The sequence below is a fragment of the Paraliobacillus salinarum genome (genome assembly GCF_014083865.1).
Lineage (GTDB): Bacteria > Bacillota > Bacilli > Bacillales > Amphibacillaceae > Paraliobacillus > Paraliobacillus salinarum.
In genome coordinates this window covers 42,054-57,332 of record NZ_JACEFA010000008.1, presented here as the reverse complement: position 1 = coordinate 57,332, position 15,279 = coordinate 42,054, and the positions used below count along the sequence as shown (strand labels likewise).

The 15,279-nt window shown below is 33.5% G+C and carries 18 protein-coding genes; 15 read left to right on the top strand and 3 right to left on the bottom strand.

Translation table 11 applies throughout. The features are described from left to right. The first annotated feature begins 13 nt into the window (after window positions 1-13). Window positions 14-748 carry a sirohydrochlorin chelatase gene (locus HP569_RS09345; RefSeq protein ID WP_182200909.1) on the top strand — a complete coding sequence of 245 codons (735 nt, stop codon included), beginning with the start codon at window positions 14-16 and terminating at the stop codon, window positions 746-748. Between the two features lie 46 nt (window positions 749-794). On the opposite strand, the gene HP569_RS09340 is transcribed toward HP569_RS09345, so the two are convergent. After that, on the bottom strand, window positions 795-1,337 hold the full coding sequence (locus HP569_RS09340) for a GbsR/MarR family transcriptional regulator (RefSeq protein ID WP_182200908.1): 543 nt from the start codon (window positions 1,335-1,337) through the stop codon (window positions 795-797). Between the two features lie 252 nt (window positions 1,338-1,589). Between HP569_RS09340 and HP569_RS09335 the strand changes: the two genes are divergently transcribed. The 8 genes from HP569_RS09335 to HP569_RS09300 all read left to right on the top strand — a co-directional run bounded on the left by HP569_RS09335 (window position 1,590) and on the right by HP569_RS09300 (window position 8,333). Beyond that, a complete protein-coding gene (locus tag HP569_RS09335) occupies window positions 1,590-2,699 on the top strand; it encodes an ABC transporter ATP-binding protein (RefSeq protein WP_182200907.1) in 1,110 nt (369 codons plus the stop codon). Next, entirely contained in the window at window positions 2,700-3,344 is a 645-nt protein-coding gene (locus tag HP569_RS09330; protein ID WP_182200906.1) for an ABC transporter permease, read from the top strand. An 18-nt stretch (window positions 3,345-3,362) separates the two neighbouring features. After that, the gene (locus tag HP569_RS09325) at window positions 3,363-4,274 is read left to right on the top strand and encodes a glycine betaine ABC transporter substrate-binding protein (RefSeq protein WP_182200905.1); all 912 of its coding nucleotides are present in this window, start codon (window positions 3,363-3,365) and stop codon (window positions 4,272-4,274) included. A gap of 25 nt (window positions 4,275-4,299) precedes the next feature. After that, entirely contained in the window at window positions 4,300-4,941 is a 642-nt protein-coding gene (locus tag HP569_RS09320; RefSeq protein ID WP_182200904.1) for an ABC transporter permease, read from the top strand. 86 nt (window positions 4,942-5,027) lie between these two features. After that, window positions 5,028-6,203, top strand: coding sequence for an amidohydrolase (locus HP569_RS09315; protein ID WP_182200903.1), 1,176 nt, complete (start codon window positions 5,028-5,030; stop codon window positions 6,201-6,203). 129 nt (window positions 6,204-6,332) lie between these two features. Next, complete coding sequence (locus HP569_RS09310; RefSeq protein WP_182200902.1) at window positions 6,333-6,812, top strand: hypothetical protein; 480 nt, start codon at window positions 6,333-6,335, stop codon at window positions 6,810-6,812. A gap of 103 nt (window positions 6,813-6,915) precedes the next feature. After that, window positions 6,916-7,992, top strand: coding sequence for an undecaprenyldiphospho-muramoylpentapeptide beta-N-acetylglucosaminyltransferase (locus HP569_RS09305; RefSeq protein WP_182200901.1), 1,077 nt, complete (start codon window positions 6,916-6,918; stop codon window positions 7,990-7,992). An 11-nt stretch (window positions 7,993-8,003) separates the two neighbouring features. Then, the gene (locus HP569_RS09300) at window positions 8,004-8,333 is read left to right on the top strand and encodes a hypothetical protein (RefSeq protein ID WP_182200900.1); all 330 of its coding nucleotides are present in this window, start codon (window positions 8,004-8,006) and stop codon (window positions 8,331-8,333) included. Between the two features lie 31 nt (window positions 8,334-8,364). On the opposite strand, the gene HP569_RS09295 is transcribed toward HP569_RS09300, so the two are convergent. Then, window positions 8,365-8,913: a beta-class carbonic anhydrase gene (locus tag HP569_RS09295; protein WP_182200899.1), complete on the bottom strand. Its 549-nt coding sequence runs from the start codon at window positions 8,911-8,913 to the stop codon at window positions 8,365-8,367. Between the two features lie 847 nt (window positions 8,914-9,760). Between HP569_RS09295 and HP569_RS09290 the strand changes: the two genes are divergently transcribed. Beyond that, a complete protein-coding gene (locus HP569_RS09290; protein ID WP_246367062.1) occupies window positions 9,761-10,567 on the top strand; it encodes a S1C family serine protease in 807 nt (268 codons plus the stop codon). Between the two features lie 249 nt (window positions 10,568-10,816). Then, window positions 10,817-11,581 (top strand): RNA polymerase sigma-I factor, encoded by a 765-nt coding sequence (gene sigI, locus HP569_RS09285; protein WP_182200898.1) that lies wholly within the window; start codon window positions 10,817-10,819, stop codon window positions 11,579-11,581. Between the two features lie 80 nt (window positions 11,582-11,661). Here the strand turns inward: sigI and HP569_RS09280 are convergent, their stop codons facing one another. Further along, a complete protein-coding gene (locus HP569_RS09280) occupies window positions 11,662-11,901 on the bottom strand; it encodes a YhdB family protein (RefSeq protein WP_182200897.1) in 240 nt (79 codons plus the stop codon). A gap of 202 nt (window positions 11,902-12,103) precedes the next feature. On the opposite strand from HP569_RS09280, the gene HP569_RS09275 reads away from it, so the two are divergent. The 4 genes from HP569_RS09275 to HP569_RS09260 all read left to right on the top strand — a co-directional run bounded on the left by HP569_RS09275 (window position 12,104) and on the right by HP569_RS09260 (window position 15,279). After that, complete coding sequence (locus HP569_RS09275; protein ID WP_182200896.1) at window positions 12,104-12,712, top strand: YhcN/YlaJ family sporulation lipoprotein; 609 nt, start codon at window positions 12,104-12,106, stop codon at window positions 12,710-12,712. A gap of 141 nt (window positions 12,713-12,853) precedes the next feature. Beyond that, complete coding sequence (locus HP569_RS09270; protein WP_182200895.1) at window positions 12,854-13,321, top strand: S-ribosylhomocysteine lyase; 468 nt, start codon at window positions 12,854-12,856, stop codon at window positions 13,319-13,321. Window positions 13,322-13,412: 91 nt separating this feature from the next. Beyond that, window positions 13,413-14,786: a dipeptidase gene (locus tag HP569_RS09265; protein WP_182200894.1), complete on the top strand. Its 1,374-nt coding sequence runs from the start codon at window positions 13,413-13,415 to the stop codon at window positions 14,784-14,786. A gap of 127 nt (window positions 14,787-14,913) precedes the next feature. Continuing rightward, on the top strand, window positions 14,914-15,279 hold the full coding sequence (locus tag HP569_RS09260; RefSeq protein WP_182200893.1) for a rhodanese-like domain-containing protein: 366 nt from the start codon (window positions 14,914-14,916) through the stop codon (window positions 15,277-15,279).

The following is a 15,279-nucleotide window of genomic DNA, read 5'->3' as shown; positions in this document are numbered from 1 at the left end:
GGAGGCCAAGAAAATGCAAGCAGTAATATATGTTGCCCATGGAAGTAAGGAGAAACAAACGAATGACAAATTTACCAAAGCAATACAATCTATTATTGAAATGGATGATAACCAAACACATAGAATAGCTTTTCTTGAAGCCAATCCCTCATTAGCACAAATCATAGATCAATGCATCGATTACGGAGTTAATGAGATTATCGTTGTTCCTATATTTTTATTACCAGGTGTTCATGTTACGAGTGATATACCAACTATTTTGAAACAAAAAAACAAACAATATCCAAGGTCGTCTTTCTATTATGCGCCTGCATTTAATGCAGCAGAAGAAATTGTAGAAGATACATATCAGCGTGTAAAAGAAGCACAAGAACTTCATTCTGCAAATCAACCCCAAGCAGTATGCATCATTTCACATGGAAGCAGAAATAAACAAGCATCAGATGTTTTTCAAGATTTTAGTAAGGCACTTCAGAACAAATTAAACAATATGCCAGTTTATCAAGCTTATGTGACATCTTCTAAGCCTACGATTGAAGAAAAGATAAGTAAATTACAAAAGAAAAATGATGATCCTATTATTGTTGTTCCGCATTTTCTTACGTTCACAATGTTTCCTACCCTAATCAAAGAGAGGATTTCCGCTATTTCAACAAAAGAATGGATCTTCATTAATGGAATAGGTTTTAATTCAAATATAAAAAAATTGATTAAACGCCAAATATCTTTAGCTGAAAGAATAAATTAAAAAACACATTTCCAATAGGGAATGTGTTTTTATGAGTGTGCAACCTTTACTTATTAGGTGATTTTTTAGGAACATATTTAAAAATTTCCTGTGATTCAAAGAATTCTACTAAACGATCAACCCAATCATAATATTCGATTGATTGTTCAGAATCAATCTTATACTGTTTCGCTTCTTCTATTAAATTTTCACTGGCATTCTCATCTTCCAAAATAGAATTTAAATCTTGTATGATTCTCTGTTCTATCTTTTTATTACGCGCCACTACTTCCTTCCAGTTTGAAGTGAACAATGAAATAAAGGTTTGATAATAGTCACTCTCAACAGTGTAATAATCTTTACGTGACCCCTTAACAAAAACCTTCTCTGCGATATTTAAGTGAGACATTTCACGCATAACTTGACTCATTCTCGTTTTACTCATTCCTGTTTTTTCTGCTAATTCATCTAAATCTAAAGCTCTGCCTTCATAGTAAATGATAGCTATTACTCTACCTATTGTCCCAGGGAAACCATAAGATTTCATATTTTCAGCTATTTGTTCAATAATTCTATTTTTAACTAAATCTAGCTTATCCGAACTATTCATTTCTTCACCATCTTTATTATTTCTATTTATTATAGCTTATCACAAATAGGAAAAATGTAGAAAGGATATATGTGAAAGCATTTTAAAGGAATCATTAGGAATTTTAAGTATGTACACTTTATACAATTTATACAACTTATTTTGTATAAAGTTTGTGCAATTTAAAGTTTATACAAGGTTTTTCAAATTGTTTTAACTTCAGTACAATGTAATAAGTGAAGCAAAGAAAATCTATGTTAGGGGGGGAAAGCATTGATTCAATTAAAGAATATAAATAAAATTTATGATGATGGTTTTCAAGCATTGAAAGATATTTCACTTACTTTTGAAGAGGGAAAAATTAATGTTTTAATTGGACCAAGTGGTTGTGGTAAAACAACAACAATGAAGTTATTGAATCGATTGACTGAACATACAGACGGAGAAATTTTAATTGATGAGAAAAATATTAAAGATATGAACCCAATTGAGTTACGTCGACAAATGGGATATGTTATTCAAAGTATCGGATTGTTTCCACATATGACTATTTATGACAATGTGGCTGCTGTTCCTAAGTTACTGAAATGGGATAAGCAAAAAATCAATCAAAAAGTAGACGAATTACTTAATATGGTAGATTTAGATCCGAAAACATATAAAAAACGTTATCCATCTGAACTAAGTGGTGGACAACAACAACGTATAGGGGTTATTCGTGCATTGGCTGCAGAGCCTTCTACAATTTTAATGGATGAACCTTTCAGTGCCTTAGATCCAATTAGTAGAGAACAATTGCAAGATGAATTAGTTCATCTACAAAAAAGTATAAACAAAACAATCATTTTTGTAACACATGATATGGACGAAGCGATAAAAATAGCAGATCAAATTATTTTAATGAAGGATGGAGAAGTGGTTCAACAAGGTTCTCCTAATGATATTTTATTAAATCCAGTCAATGATTTTGTGAAAGAATTTATCGGTTCAGAACGATTAGAACAAGCGCAAGGACTTCCATCTCTTCGTTCAATTGTTGATACCACATATCCACGAGCAGTTTGTACCGATCCGGTGTCAGATACGATAGAGTTGATGAAACAACATCAAACAGATTGTTTACCTGTTGTTGATGAGAAGGAAAACTATATTGGTAGTGTGAATTTATATCATGCATTATCGAATCAACAAAAAACAGCAAAAGAGATTATAGATGATTCCATTTATAGTTATGATGAAACCACTAAAACAGAAGAAGTATTACACGATAGTCGTTTAGTTATACCAGTTACATCCAATAAACGTTTTCTAGGTATGGTAGATCAAGAGAAATTATTGCGGTCACTACACGAGAACTTTGAAAACAAGCGTGGTGGACAATAGATGGAAATATTAACAGATTATCTGGAATTTTGGCAGGATAAGTATGACTCGATTTTAAGTTATACATATGAACACATTATTCTATCTTTTGTATCTATTTTATTTGCCGTCCTATTAACCATACCATTGGCGATCTATATGACTAAAATGAAAAATGAAACAATAAAGAGTTTAATTTTTAATATTGCTAATATTTTTCAAACCATCCCAACAATAGCTTTGTTTGCTATTCTAATTCCAATAATGGGGATAGGATTTAAACCAGCAGTTACTGCACTATTCTTATATGCATTACTTCCATTATTGCGTAATACATACGCTGGAATTGAATCTATTGATCAAGGGATTGTTGAAGCGGCTAGAGGAATGGGGTATAGCGCGATACAGCGATTATTTAAAGTCGAGTTACCAATTGCTATACCGTATATTATGTCGGGGATTCGAGTAACCACTGTTTACGTAATTAGTTGGACAACCTTAGCAGCGGTGATTGGAGCTGGTGGTCTAGGTGATATGGTGATTGCTGGGATTGGATTTAATGACAAGTATATGATATTTACAGGTACAGCAATGGCGATCGCAATGGCTTTAATCATAGATTTATTTTTTGGATTAGTAGAGAAAAAAATAGCTAAAAACAGATAAAAAAGGAGACATAATACAATGAAGAAAATTTTATTAATAAGTATGTTATCACTGTTACTAACTTTTATTGCAGCATGTGGAGATGAAAAATCAGCTGATGGTGGAGATGTCTTAGAATATGGAGCGCAAACATATACAGATCCAAAGATTATGGGACAAATGGTAAAAGCATTGGTTGAAGATCAGACGGATCATGAAGTTAATTTAACAGAAGATATTCAAGCAAGCCCGCAAATTATTGCTGCTATTGACCGTGGCGAGTTTGATTTTGCAACATTATATTCTGGTGAGGTATACAACAATCACTTTGATGATGATGAAGTTGAATATTCAACAGACGCAGATAAGACAATAAAACAGGCTCAAAAACTTTTTGGCGACCAATATGATATGAATTGGTATGATTCTATTGGTTTTAGAAATGAATATGCAATTGCAATTAAGGCTGATTTTGCTGAGAAAAATAATATAGAAACGATTTCAGACTTAGCACCATATGCATCAGATTTAGCAATTGGAACGGATTCAGCTTGGGTTGAACGCAAGAATGATGGATATGCGGCATTTCAAGAAAAGTATGATTTTTCTTTTGGCGATGTTAGAGGAATGGAAGTATCCCTAATGTATGAAGGAATTGCAGGCGGAGAGTTAGATGTTATTACAGCTTATACTGTCGATCCGCAAATAATCGAGAATGATTTGAAAGTGCTAGAGGATGACAAGAGTTTCTTTCCTCCTTATGACGCTTCACTTGTAGCAAGAAATGAAGTTGTAGAAAATTATCCAGAGGTAAGTGAAATTTTAGATACAATTGTTGGACTTGTTAACACAGAGGAAATGACAAAGTTAATTCATGAAGTGGATATTAATGGAAGAGACGCGAGAGAGGTTGCAGTAGAATTTCTTACAGAAAAGGGATTATTAGATTAAATAAAAATAAAAGGAATGATACAACATGAATTTTATTATGGAATTAGGTCAATATATGATCGATAATTCATCTAACTTATTAGCATTGGGTATCGAACATGTACTAATGGTTTTGTATGCTATTGGTTTATCGCTTGTTGTAGGTATTCCTCTAGGGATTATTGCTGCAAAATTTGAAAGAGTTGCTCCAATTATCTTGTCATTAACCAATATTCTGCAATTAATCCCAAGCTTAGCAATGTTGGCCATTTTACTGATTTATTTAGGATTAGGCTTTCAAACGATGGTTGTTGGATTGTTTTTTTACTCATTACTTCCAATTGTCAGAAACACATATGTAGGGTTAAAAGAAGTAGATCCTGGTGTGTTGGAAGCAGGCAAAGGTATTGGAATGACACCAATCCAATTACTGATGAAAGTACAGTTTCCGCTATCTATTCCCTTTTTAATGGCTGGTTTACGTGTTGCATCAGTCATTGCTGTAGCTGTTGCATGTATAGGACCGTATATTGGTGCGGGTGGTTTCGGTAAAGAGATTATCTCGGGAATAAGTTTACAATCGGAAATTAAAATATATGCTGGTGCAATTCCGGCAGCGGCCCTTGCCGTTATAGCAGATGTAATATTAGGTAAAATTGAGAAAAAAACAAAAAATAGAATTGCTTAACTAAATCATATGTAGCTTTCTTCACTATTTAGTGCTGGAGGCTATTTTTTCGAAAATTTGTTAAAGGAAGGCAAAGGAGTGAGAGAATGAAAAAAGAAATATTTCATGAAATTGATGACTTATATGATGAGATGGTTCAGTTGCGTCGAGAGTTTCATATGTACCCAGAATTATCATTTAAAGAAATAAATACAGCGAAAAAAATAGCAGCTTATCAACGTGAATTAGGATTGGAAGTTCAAACTGGTGTCGGTGGTAATGGTGTAGTCGCAACATTACGCGGGGAAAAACCAGGAAAAACCGTTGCTATTCGTGCTGATTTTGATGCATTGCCAATAACTGAAGAAAATGATGTGACATATAAATCAAAAAATCCCGGTGTGATGCATGCTTGTGGACATGATGCGCACACAGCAATTGCACTTGGATTAGCGAAAGCATTTTTTAAAAATAAAGATAAAATATCAGGAAATATTGTATTTATTCATCAACATGCAGAAGAGGAGGATCCGGGTGGAGCTAAGTCCATGATAGAAGCTGGTGCGTTAAAAGGTGTGGATGCTATTTTTGCTACGCATATGGAAAATTATCTTCCAGTAGGACATATTTGGCATAGTGATGAATACATTTTAGGAGCAGCAGATGATTTTGAGATTATAATCAATGGAATGGGTGGACATGGAGCATTCCCGCAAGATACAACAGATGTTGTTGCAATTGGTGCACAATTAATCAGTAATTTACATCAAGTGATTAGTAGAAAGGTAGATCCATTGAAATCAGCTGTTTTAACAATTGGTGCATTTCAAGCTGGGCAAGTCGCAAATGTTATATCAGGCGAAGGTCGATTAGAGGGAACAGTTCGAACATTTGATGAAGAAGTTCGTTATGATGTTGCAAAATGGGTGAAACAGATAACTGAACATACTTGTAAAGCTTTTGGTGCAAGTTGTAAAATCAATTATCAATTTGGATATCCAGCAACAAAAAATGATAAAAATATGAATCAATTATTAATTAATGCAGCAAAAGATGTCATTCCTGAAGAGAATATCAAACAGATGCAACCTAATATGGGTGCTGAAGATTTTTCATATTTCACGAAAGAAATACCTGGCACTTATTTCTTTACAGGTTCGGCAAATGAATTAAAAGGATTTACATATCCATATCACCATCCTAAATTTGATATTGATGAAGAAGCTCTTCGAAATGGTGCTAAAGTACTTGCCGCAGCTACGATTGATTTTTTAAACGTATAACTCATATAAAAGACTTTTCTGTTATTAAGCCGACAGAAAAGTCTTTTTTTGAAACGAATCTTCTAATAAAATCGTCTATGAAGTATACACCATGAGAAATGCGGCATAAGTTTATTAGGAGGAACCTTGATGAAACGATATCAAATAATAATAGCTAGCTTAATCTTGTTCACATTAGTGGGTTGTGCGCAACAAGGGAATCTTCCAGAGGGATTTTATCGTTATGATCAGTCAGAAGTGAAAGCTTTACTTAATCAATTAACATTTCACCCTACAATTCCATCCTTTTTACCAATTAAAGTAGAATTAATTGTTACGGATCAATTCAACTTGGAGGGAACGGATAATGAGGCGATGGATGTTAGTTTCTATTCTAAAGATAATGACGTACTCACCTTTCAAGCAACGGAAGGTAAGTTTCAGTTTCCAGAAAATAATGAAGAAGTTCAGATTGATAAGCAAACAAAAGGAAAATACATGGATAATCAATTTGCTAAATCATTATTTTGGATAAAAGATAACGTGTCGTATGTAATGACTTTCCGTCCATCAATGCATGAAAAACAGGTTTCTAAACAAGATTTAATTAAAATTGCACAACAAACATAAAATCAAGCTAATCTGAATAGGATTTAGTTCAAAAGCAAGCTTAACTATGCTAAAATTTTCTTTATGAGAAATAAGCGTTGTGCATAAGAGAGGATTAAATACCATGAGTAAAAAACGTATTGTTTTAACAGGTGGGGGAACAGCTGGTCATGTGATGGTTAATTTGGCTATTATCCCCACCTTTATAAATGAAGGATGGAAAATTGACTATATTGGATCGAAAAACGGAATAGAACGAGAACTAATTGAGCCTATTTCCGAAGTTACTTATCATTCAGTCTCCACTGGTAAATTGAGACGGTATATGGCTAAAGAGAATTTCAAGGATCCATTTAAGGTGATGAAAGGTATCGCTCAATCGTTTCGCCTTTTAGGAAAACTAAAGCCCCAAGTCGTCTTTTCAAAAGGTGGCTTTGTTTCTGTACCGGTTTTAATTGCTGCTCGCATGCGAGGAATACCAGCAGTAATACATGAATCAGATATGACACCTGGTTTGGCAAATAAGCTTGCAATGCCTTTTGCCAAAAAAGTATTAGCTACTTTTCCAGAGACGTTAGAATCAATTTCAGATAACAAAGGAAAATGGATTGGTGCAGTAGTTCGTAGTGAATTGTTTCATGGAGACAAACAAAAAGGTTTAGCAGATGCGAATTTGCCAGGAGAGAAGCCTGTCCTGCTAATTATGGGTGGAAGTGCAGGTGCACAAAGAATTAATCAAGCGGTCAGAGATCAGTTAGACCAGTTGCTTGAACAATTTGAAATCATTCATATTTGTGGAAAAAATAATTTGGAGCCATCAATCAATCAAAAAGGATATGCGCAATTTGAATATGTCAGTGATGGGCTCTCTGATCTGTTACACGCGACTGATTATGTCTTATCTCGTGCAGGAGCAAATGCAATTTTTGAGTTTTTAGCATTAAAAAAACCGATGCTATTAATTCCATTGTCTAAAAAGGCAAGTCGTGGAGATCAGATTTTAAATGCGAATTCATTTAAAAAACAAGGGTATGCACATGTTCTAGAAGAAGAGAATTTAACTGGTGAATCATTGGTCAAGTCGTTAGATGACTTACGCGCTGCATCTGCCACATTAAAAGAAAATATGAACAATTATAAAAGTGTTGAGGCAAAAGAAGAAGTAATTAAAATTATTAAAACTACTGCAAAGCATAATTAAGGAGTTAAGAGATGAAGATGGTTATCTGTCCATATTGCAAAAAACCAATCGAAAAAAGAGATCAATTAGTAACTGTAAGTAATTTGTTTCGAATTCGACCTTACCATTACGTTTGCTATCAAAAAGTAGAGCAAGAAACGAAAACAATTTGGAGTTTTTGGACTCCGTTAAATGGTATGGTAGGAAACATTCGATTTATTATCTTGTTAAGCTTAGCCCTTTGGTTTTTGTTAACAGATTCCTTAGGTTTAGGTGGAGAGTTAATTGGAGTTATATCTTTATATAATGTGATGATTCATATGACATCATTTTTCTTATATGAAAAAAAAGTACCTAAATAAAAAAGATGGAGCAGTATGATGCTCCATCTTTTTAGCTATATCCATTGATGACTAAATCTAATTTACCGGTATGTGGATCGATAACTAATCCATGAACAGGAATGTCATCAGGAACTAATGGGTGATTCTCAATGACTGAGACCGAATGTTTTACTGAGTCTTCAACAGATTCAAACCCTTTTAACCAGTCTTCTGCGTTTGAATCAAACTGATTTAATTGTTCATCTGTAATTCCTTGTATTTTCATTCGCTCAATCAGATTTTCTGTGTCTAAGTGATTCATACCACAGTTATGATGTGCAATAACATAAACTTCTTCAGCTTGAAGTGCATGCAAAGCAATAAGAATTGCTTTCATCACACTATCATGTTGATTGGTTAATATCGCCCCAGCATTTTTTACAACTTTAACCTCACCATTTTTTAAATTCAATGCCTTCGGTAAAAGTTCAACCAAACGTGTGTCCATGCAAGTAAAGATAACAGCACGCTTATTTGGAATAACATCTGTTTCATAAGGTTTATACTCTTCATTCTCTACGAACTTATGGTTAAACTGTAATATCTCCTCTAATAACATACAACCCCATCCCCTTTCATAATATTATGTTAGACGAAAATGTATCATTTTATCAAGTATTTTTTCTTAACAAACGTATTCTTTTTGAATTTTTAGAAAGTTAATTGACGCATGGAAAATATAGAGATATAATGTAAAAGACTATAAAAAAAGGAGGTCACGACAATGAGAAACTCGGGAAATAAAGTAGTAACTAACTTAATATGTAGCGTGACTTCTGCGATCAAATTTTTCAATTACTAATTTATTTTTGTATCAGTGATAGTTACGCATGTGGTTCCGTGACTTGTATATTTTTAATGATAATGAACGTATACGTCCCCGGATGTATGCGTTTTTTTGTTTTATTTAAAAATGTTTGAACAAGATTTATAGCAGTTTATTCTCCAGTTTAATCACTGGATTATAATAAATATTTTGAACAGAAAGGAGTTGTTTTATATGTTTAGATTTAACTTTATTCAACAAGGCGGAAAGATAAAAGGTGATGGTGGTTGAAGGTGAAATATAAATAGAGTAGGTGAACTAGTGCCATATAAATTAATTCAAAAGAAAATAAAATTTATTTATACGTGTTTATTCGGAAAATATAGATTCATTTGTTTAATCGAGAAGAAAAATAACATATGTGTAGAACAAATCATTGTAATCATTTGCAAAAAATAAACAGGAGGATAAAAATGGAAAATAATACTTTTTTTATATTTTTAAATAAAAAATGGAAAGATAGTGGATAGTGATAATATTTCCTGGGAAATGAAAAAATCGATTAGTGTACATTCGATATAATTATATATACTGTTTATGTTAGAATAGATCGTGCAACAAGTATGTTAGGGGTGTGGTCGTGGCAGATAACTATAGCGATAATGACATCATTGATGATGACCTATATGAAGCGTTGAATGATGAAGAGATTGCAGAGCTTTTAGAGGAAGAGCAATCAAGTTCTGAAAACGATAAAGCGAATGGAAGAAAGAGGCGTCATCGATTTCCAAGGTGGATTTTCTGGTTGATTGCAATTGCATTATCATTAAATGTTATTGCTATTCTGCCAAAGACTTTTTCTATACCTGCGATTGATTTTCTAATAACTTCAGCCGAATTATCTTCTGATCCAACGATTCGTACCTATAAGGAAGCAGTTGTTGTTATTGAAACCGAAGATAGTAAGGGGACAGGCTTCTCTGTAACATCAGATGGAACGATTATTACGAATCATCATGTTATTGAAGGTAGTCAAACAATCACTGTTGCATTTCCAGAACAGGGACTATTTGAAGCCGAAGTAATTGCCCAAGATCCCTCCGTTGATTTAGCTGTTTTAAAGGTTGATGAAGCAAACTTACCCCATTTAGCATTGTCAGATAACGGTAAATGGCATGAGCAAGAATCTATTTATTTTATTGGAAACCCTTTAAGATTCAACGGAATTGCGAATGAAGGAGAAATTATTGGTTCCGTTAAGTTAGATGATTGGGATCAAGAAGTGTTTATGTTACAAGCCCCAGTCTACAGAGGGAATAGTGGAAGTCCGGTTATCCAAAACGAAGAAGTGATAGGGATCATATTTGCAACACTAGACCACGAGGATTATGGGAAAGTTGGCTTAGCAATACCAATAGACTATTATTACCAATTAATTAATAAATAAAATCAATCAAACACATGTACGTTTATATGTGTTTTTTTTATGTGATTTTTTTCAAACATGTCAAAAAATATGTCTAAAGACCTAAAAAATGATATGTTTTTTTAAGAATTTGTTAAGCTGTTGTGATAGAATCCCGCTAACATGTCTTGTAAGATGGATAATACACAAACATATGACAATGTATGTGTATAAAAGACAAATTTCTTTTAAAAATAAATTAAAAAATGGCTGGAATTGGTGGTGGGTTAAATGGGAAACCAATTAGCTATCGAAGTGGATTCTCTTGAAAGTAAAGTATATCAAATTCAATCAGGTAATCGATCATTACAAAATGAACTATTGCATGCATATAAACCTTATATAGCAAAGTGTGTTTCGGAAGTTTGTAAAAGATACATCGATCCAAAAAAAGATGATGAATTTAGTATCGGATTGTTTGCATTTTATGAAGCTATAAATTGTTACTCGGAAGAAAAAGGTAGTTCCTTCCTATCTTTTGCACGTTTAGTTATAAAGAGAAAAACGATTGATTACATTAGAAAAGAAAGCAAGAAAACAGTTGTGGTGTCATTGGATAAAGCACAAGAACAAGAAAATACGGAAAATCCTTTAGAAATCGATGCTGCGAATAGAGCATATCAGGTTCAGCAAGATAATTGGAATCGTCGACAAGAAATTTTATTACTAAATAAAAAGCTTAAAAGTTATAACTTATCGATGAATGAACTAGTAAAAATTTCACCTAAACATAAAGACGCGAGAAAGAATGCAATTAATATAGCATCTTTGCTGTATCACGATGAGGAAATGAGAAGTTTTATCCTTAAGAAAAAAAGAATTCCAATGAAACGATTGGCTGAAAAGGTAGATGTTAGTAAAAAAACGTTAGAACGTAATCGAAAATACATTTTGGTAATTTTTATTATTTTAGATGGTGAATTCGTATATCTTCAAGAATGCATAAAAGATCAATTGAATTTCAATTCACTTACCAAGGGATTGTCACAAAGTTAGCGATTATATAACAAGGCCCACCCGTATGGGAATGTTAGCTAAGAAGTTACTTAAATACATTTATACGGGTGGTTGCTCTGTTAAAAAGTTTTAATTATGTGAACAGGTGTATGTCCCATGGCATGGTCAATATAATGGAGCAATGAATCATGATTTGTCATGATCTCTTGTTCATTTCCACTATAATGAAAAGCATGAAGAAATGCCTCAATTTTTTTTGACAATAAATCATCCTTTGTTCGAACCATCAATATTAATAAATCATCCCATTGGCCCCATAGTGTGAAGTATAGCGCTTTATCGTAATCCGGAATATCCATTTTAAATCCCTTCTTTCTAAGGATTCAAATTTATTATGGCTGTTTTTATTGTGTATCAAGCATTTATTTTATTGGTATGTTTTCCATATGTTAAATCTTATGCCGAACAGCAGGCTTTCGTGTTCTTTCATTATATGGGTTGTATAAGATGGCATTATTCTATTTATACTAATGTTGACTCTAGAAAAAGGAGGAGTTAATCATGAGATGGAAAAGAGCTGCTGCTTATACTACCATGTTGCTTGCGTTAACAGCATGTGGCACTGGAGATGATAATGCAATTGGTCAGCGTGATACAAATAATATAGAACCAGTAAGAAATGAAGGAACATTAGAAGCTCCAATGCGACAAAACTATGGTCAACCTGATAACTACGGGAATAACAATTATGGTGGCACCTATCAAAGAGGTAGAGATTTAACCACTAATAATGTAAATAACAAAGCAGCTAGAAATACAAACAACTCGTATCAAATGTCAGAAGCTGCCGCGAAGCGAATGACAAAAGAAATAAAGCAAATAGACCAAGCTTATGTGTTGAAAATGGGAAATAATGCATATGTTGCAGCGAAATTAGACAAAGATAATGACAAGAATACAAAAGCTACCAAAGAAGTGAAACAGCAAATTGCCAAAATCGTTAAGCTTGAAGAGTATGATGTAGATTATGTTTATGTTTCCACAAATCCTGATTTTGTGGATTTAACAACAGATTATGCTAATCAAGTAAAAAATGGTGAACCAATTGAAGGCTTCTTTGATCAAATGGGTGAAATGATTCAACGTGTTTTCCCGAGAGCTCAACAATAATTATTGTGCGACTGTCTATCGACAGTCGCTTTTCTTCTTGCTTTTAGCAATTATAAAAATATGTTATCTTAATATTATGTGAATGAATACTCTTTAAAATTGTCGTACAGATAATAAATTTTTAATAAGGGAGAATAGATAATGGCAAAAAAAATGAATGTTGAAAGCTTTAATTTAGACCACACAAAAGTACAAGCGCCATATGTTCGCCTGGTAGGTGTAACTACTGGACAGCATGGCGATAAGGTTTATAAGTATGATGTTCGTTTTTGTCAGCCAAATAAAGCACATATGGATATGCCTGGTCTACATTCTATAGAGCATTTAATGGCTGAGAATATACGTAATCATATAGATAATATTTTAGATATTGGACCAATGGGTTGCCAGACAGGATTTTATTTGCAAATTTTAAACAATGATAGCTATGATGCGATTATTGATGCGTTAGATAAAACGCTTCATGATGTATTAGATGCAACAGAGGTTCCAGCCTGTAATGAAGTTCAATGTGGATGGGCTGCCAACCATAGTCTTGATGGAGCAAAACAAATTGCAACTAATATGCTAGAGCACAAAGATCAATGGCATATTGTATTTGCTGAATAAGTATTTATAAGGGCAGTAGCTTTCTGCTCTTTTTTATTTAAAAATACATATACGTATAAATTAAAGAAATAGAGAGGATAGGGAATAAATAATGTCAAACAAAGTGATTAACTATTTAAATGAGCATCAAGAGGAATATCTTGAAGTGTTAAATGATTTTTTATCGATTCCTAGTGTGAGTACTGATCCAAATAGTAATGAGGATGTAAAAAAAGCAGCAAATTTTGTGAGGGAGTATCTAGATCGTATTGGATTTGAAAAAGTAGAGGTTCAATCTACAGGTGGGCATCCACTTGTGTACGCTGAATGGCTTGGAGCAGGAGAGAACGCACCTACTGTTTTATTATATGGTCATTATGATGTCCAACCAGCAGATCCATTGGAATTGTGGACTAGTGAACCATTTAAACCGGAACAACGAGATGGGAGATTATATGCTAGAGGTGCAAGTGATGATAAGGGACAAGTATTTATGCACTTAGCCGTTTTTGAAGCATTTATGGAAATGGACGGTAAACTACCGATTAATGTGAAGGTTTGTATTGAAGGAGAAGAGGAGATCGGAAGCGAAAATTTATATGCCGTACTTGAAGAGAAGAAAGAACAATTTCAGGCTGATTTCGCTGTCATATCTGACTCTGGAATGGTAGCAGAGAATCAACCGACCATTCTTTATGGCCTTAAAGGGTTTACTGGTTTAGAATTTACAATACATGGACCTTCAAGTGATCTTCATTCAGGTATTTATGGAGGAGCTGTTCGAAATCCAGCAATGGCTATGGCACATGTATTATCTTCTTTAAAGGATAAAGATGAAGTTGTTCAAGTTGATGGTTTTTATGATCAAGTAGATCCGTTAAGCGAAGTAGAACGTGAATTAATCGCTGATGTGCCCGGTGAAGACTTTAAAGCAACTACTGGTGTTACAAAGACGGTTTCAGAAAAGGGATTCACAGCAAAAGAGCATACGATGGCACGTCCAACATTAGAAATTAATGGCGTGTATAGTGGTTATCAAGGTGAAGGAACAAAAACGATTATTCCTTCAACCGCAACAGCTAAAATTACTTGTCGACTCGTTCCAGGTCAAGAGCCTGAACATATACAAGATTTGGTCATTAAACATATAGAAGAACATACCCCTGCGGGTGTGAAGTTAGATATAAAGAAAGAACCACTATCTGCAAAAGCTTATAAGGTAGATCCTGATCATGTGCTAATAAAGAAAGCTGCAGAAAGCTATACAAAAGCATTTGGTAAAGAAACTGTATTCGTACGAATGGGCGGTTCTATTCCAGTGGTAGAGTGGATTGATACAATTTACAACATGCCAATTGTATTGTTAGGTTTTGGTACACCTAATGATCGTTTGCATTCACCGAATGAAAGCTTTCCTTTAGAAAATTTTCAAAAAGGGATGGAAACGCTCGTTTATTACTGGCAGTCTTTAAATGAAAACAAATAAAAGATGCTCCAATTATATTTATCCATAGATAGAAGCGACATAGGATAAGTCACTTGTACATTTTAGTTGACTATATACCGATACGGGTATAAAATATACTTGTAAACAGATAGTTTGGAGGTAACCTATGTTCTTTTTTTCACTCTTTTTATTAGCTGCGATGACTTATATGATTTATGTGCGTTATTATCCAATTAAAGGAATACCATGCATAGATATGAATCAATTAAGTAATGAAACAAAAAAAGTTAAATTAGATATTAGAGATTATAATACATCATCAAAAAACGCAATAACCGACGCAGTTTCTTTACCGGTTGCGTATTTAAAAAGACACTATACGCAAATTCCCTCAAAGCAAATTTATTTAATAGCGTCAGATAAAATAGAACGAAACTTAGCGATCCGTATGTTAAAACAAAAAGGCTTTGAAGTGATGGGATATACAATAACAGGTTGTGGCTGTCATGGGAAATTAAAGGATGTTGCATAA

Bases quoted from the DNA above. Each gene is read 5' to 3' on its own strand.
- sigI (WP_182200898.1), top strand. From the start codon at position 10,817: ATGGGAAACCAATTAGCTATCGAAGTGGATTCTCTTGAAAGTAAAGTA.
- HP569_RS09325 (WP_182200905.1), top strand. From the start codon at position 3,363: ATGAAGAAAATTTTATTAATAAGTATGTTATCACTGTTACTAACTTTT.
- HP569_RS09340 (WP_182200908.1), bottom strand. From the start codon at position 1,337: ATGAATAGTTCGGATAAGCTAGATTTAGTTAAAAATAGAATTATTGAA.
- HP569_RS09295 (WP_182200899.1), bottom strand. From the start codon at position 8,913: ATGTTATTAGAGGAGATATTACAGTTTAACCATAAGTTCGTAGAGAAT.
- HP569_RS09300 (WP_182200900.1), top strand. From the start codon at position 8,004: ATGAAGATGGTTATCTGTCCATATTGCAAAAAACCAATCGAAAAAAGA.
- HP569_RS09260 (WP_182200893.1), top strand. From the start codon at position 14,914: ATGTTCTTTTTTTCACTCTTTTTATTAGCTGCGATGACTTATATGATT.
- HP569_RS09315 (WP_182200903.1), top strand. From the start codon at position 5,028: ATGAAAAAAGAAATATTTCATGAAATTGATGACTTATATGATGAGATG.
- HP569_RS09320 (WP_182200904.1), top strand. From the start codon at position 4,300: ATGAATTTTATTATGGAATTAGGTCAATATATGATCGATAATTCATCT.
- HP569_RS09330 (WP_182200906.1), top strand. From the start codon at position 2,700: ATGGAAATATTAACAGATTATCTGGAATTTTGGCAGGATAAGTATGAC.
- HP569_RS09310 (WP_182200902.1), top strand. From the start codon at position 6,333: ATGAAACGATATCAAATAATAATAGCTAGCTTAATCTTGTTCACATTA.
- HP569_RS09280 (WP_182200897.1), bottom strand. From the start codon at position 11,901: ATGGATATTCCGGATTACGATAAAGCGCTATACTTCACACTATGGGGC.
- HP569_RS09265 (WP_182200894.1), top strand. From the start codon at position 13,413: ATGTCAAACAAAGTGATTAACTATTTAAATGAGCATCAAGAGGAATAT.
- HP569_RS09345 (WP_182200909.1), top strand. From the start codon at position 14: ATGCAAGCAGTAATATATGTTGCCCATGGAAGTAAGGAGAAACAAACG.
- HP569_RS09270 (WP_182200895.1), top strand. From the start codon at position 12,854: ATGGCAAAAAAAATGAATGTTGAAAGCTTTAATTTAGACCACACAAAA.
- HP569_RS09275 (WP_182200896.1), top strand. From the start codon at position 12,104: ATGAGATGGAAAAGAGCTGCTGCTTATACTACCATGTTGCTTGCGTTA.
- HP569_RS09305 (WP_182200901.1), top strand. From the start codon at position 6,916: ATGAGTAAAAAACGTATTGTTTTAACAGGTGGGGGAACAGCTGGTCAT.